Here is a 2,172-nt window from a genome sequence, read left to right on the forward strand (position 1 = left end):
GCTCAAGTCTCAGCCCGAACAGCGCGGCAAGCTGGTACTGGTGAGCGCCATCACCCCCACCCCGCTCGGTGAAGGGAAGACGGTGACCACCCTTGGCCTCTCCATGGGGCTCAACCATATCGGCCAGCCCAGCATCGCCACCATCCGCCAACCGAGCCTCGGGCCGGTATTCGGGGTCAAGGGGGGGGCCGCTGGTGGCGGCCACGCTCAGGTAGTGCCGATGGAGGAGATGAACCTCCACCTCACCGGCGATTTTCACGCCCTGACGGCGGCCCACAATCTGGCAGCGGCGGCCCTCGATGCCCGTCTGTTCCATGAGCAGAAACTGGGCGATCAGTTCAGTGCCAAAACCGGCCTGCCGCGGCTCGATATCGATGCCGATAACATCCTCTGGCCGCGCACCCTCGACATGAATGACCGCGCACTGCGCCACCTCACGATTGGACAGGGGGGCGCTGCCGATGGCGTCGAGCGGCAGGAGCGCTTTGTCATCACCGCCGCCTCCGAGCTGATGGCCATTCTGGCGCTGGCGAGCGATCTGAAAGACCTGCGCCAGCGCATCGGCCGCATCCAGCTGGCCCGCGATATTCACGGCAAGCCCATTACCGCCGAACAGTTGGAAGTAGCGGGCGCCATGACGGTGCTGCTGAAAGATGCGCTGCAACCGACCCTGATGCAGACCACCGAGCAGACACCGGTGCTGGTGCACGCCGGCCCATTTGCCAACATCGCCCACGGCAACTCCTCGGTGATCGCCGATCGCATCGCCCTTGGCCTGACCGACTATGTGGTGACCGAGGCGGGTTTTGGCTCCGACATGGGGCTGGAGAAGTTCTTCAACATCAAGAGCCGCCAATCCGGCATTACCCCCGCCTGCGTGGTGCTGGTGGCCACGGTGCGCGGTCTCAAGGCCAACAGCGGTCTGCTGGATATCCGCCCGGGCCAGCCGCTGCCAGCCAGCCTGCAAGGGGAAGATCTGCCGACCCTCAAGCAGGGCTGCGCCAACCTCGCCTGGCATATCCGGAACGCCCACCGCTACGGGGTGCCGGTGGTGGTCGCCATCAACCGCTTCCCCACCGACAGCGAGGCCGAACTGGCGCTGCTGGCCCATGAAGCGCAGCAAGCCGGTGCCTGTGGCGCGGCCATCTCCAACGCCTTCACCCAGGGTGGTGCCGGTGCCAGCGAGCTGGCCCGCGCCGTGGTCGCCGCCTGCGAGCAACCCGGCAAGGTGAAACTGCTCTACCCCAATCAGATGAGCCTCGACGCCAAACTGGCGACCTTGGTGGAGTGCGGCTACGGCGGTCGCGGGGTGCAGCTTTCCGACAGAGCGCGCCAGCAGCTGGCACAGCTCTCCGCCGAAGGGTGGGATCACTTGCCCATCTGCGTGGCCAAGACGCCGCTCTCCATCAGCCATGACCCCGCCCTCAAGGGCGTGCCGACCGATTTCGAGGTGCCCATCGACGAGGTGAAGCTCTGCGCCGGTGCCGGCTTCGTCTATGCGCTGGCGGGCCCCATCATGACCATGCCGGGGCTGGGCAGTTTGCCTGCCTATCGCCATATCGATATCGATGAGAACGGCGAGATAGTCGGCCTGAGCTGAGCCCCCCTTCCACAACGCCAGAAACAACAAGGCCCCGCCAATTGCGGGGCCTTCTGTTATCCATGCATCAACCCTTAGAGGGTGAAGCGCTGGGTCATATGGTGCAGGGTGTTGGCCAGCTTGCTCAGCTCGACGCAAGCCTGGGCGATCTGATGAGCGCCCTGGGCATTCTCATCAGCGGCATTGTGAATGTTGACGATGCTGCGGTTGAGCTCTTCGGTCACCGCGTTCTGCTCTTCGGTGGCGGTGGCGATCAGGGTGTTCATGTCGGTGATGCGCACCACGGCACCGTTGATGGTCTCGATACTGGTACCGGCATCCCGTGCCAGACCGACACTCTCCTGCATCTGGTGACGACTCAGCTGCATGGCGTTGCCCGCCTCGGCGGCGCGGCTCTGCAACAGCTCGATCATCTTGCTGATCTCGGCGGTGGAGTCCTGGGTACGCTGGGCCAAGGAGCGAACTTCATCGGCGACGACCGCAAAACCACGGCCCTGCTCACCGGCACGGGCCGCCTCGATGGCGGCGTTAAGGGCCAGCAGGTTGGTCTGACCGGCGATATCGCGGATCAC

General features: G+C 64.9%; 2 protein-coding genes. One reads left to right on the plus strand and one right to left on the minus strand.

The window, feature by feature from the left end; genetic code table 11:
* Positions 1-1,600 (plus strand): formate--tetrahydrofolate ligase (locus tag AACS18_RS02350; protein WP_108613622.1); only part of this gene is annotated, 1,600 nt, incomplete at its 5' end.
* A gap of 74 nt (positions 1,601-1,674) precedes the next feature.
* Here the strand turns inward: AACS18_RS02350 and AACS18_RS23010 are convergent.
* On the minus strand, positions 1,675-2,172 hold a 498-nt coding region (locus AACS18_RS23010), incomplete at its 5' end, for a methyl-accepting chemotaxis protein (RefSeq protein ID WP_258228826.1).

It is taken from the genome of Aeromonas sp. HMWF015, assembly GCF_963878965.1.
Lineage (GTDB): Bacteria > Pseudomonadota > Gammaproteobacteria > Enterobacterales > Aeromonadaceae > Aeromonas > Aeromonas veronii.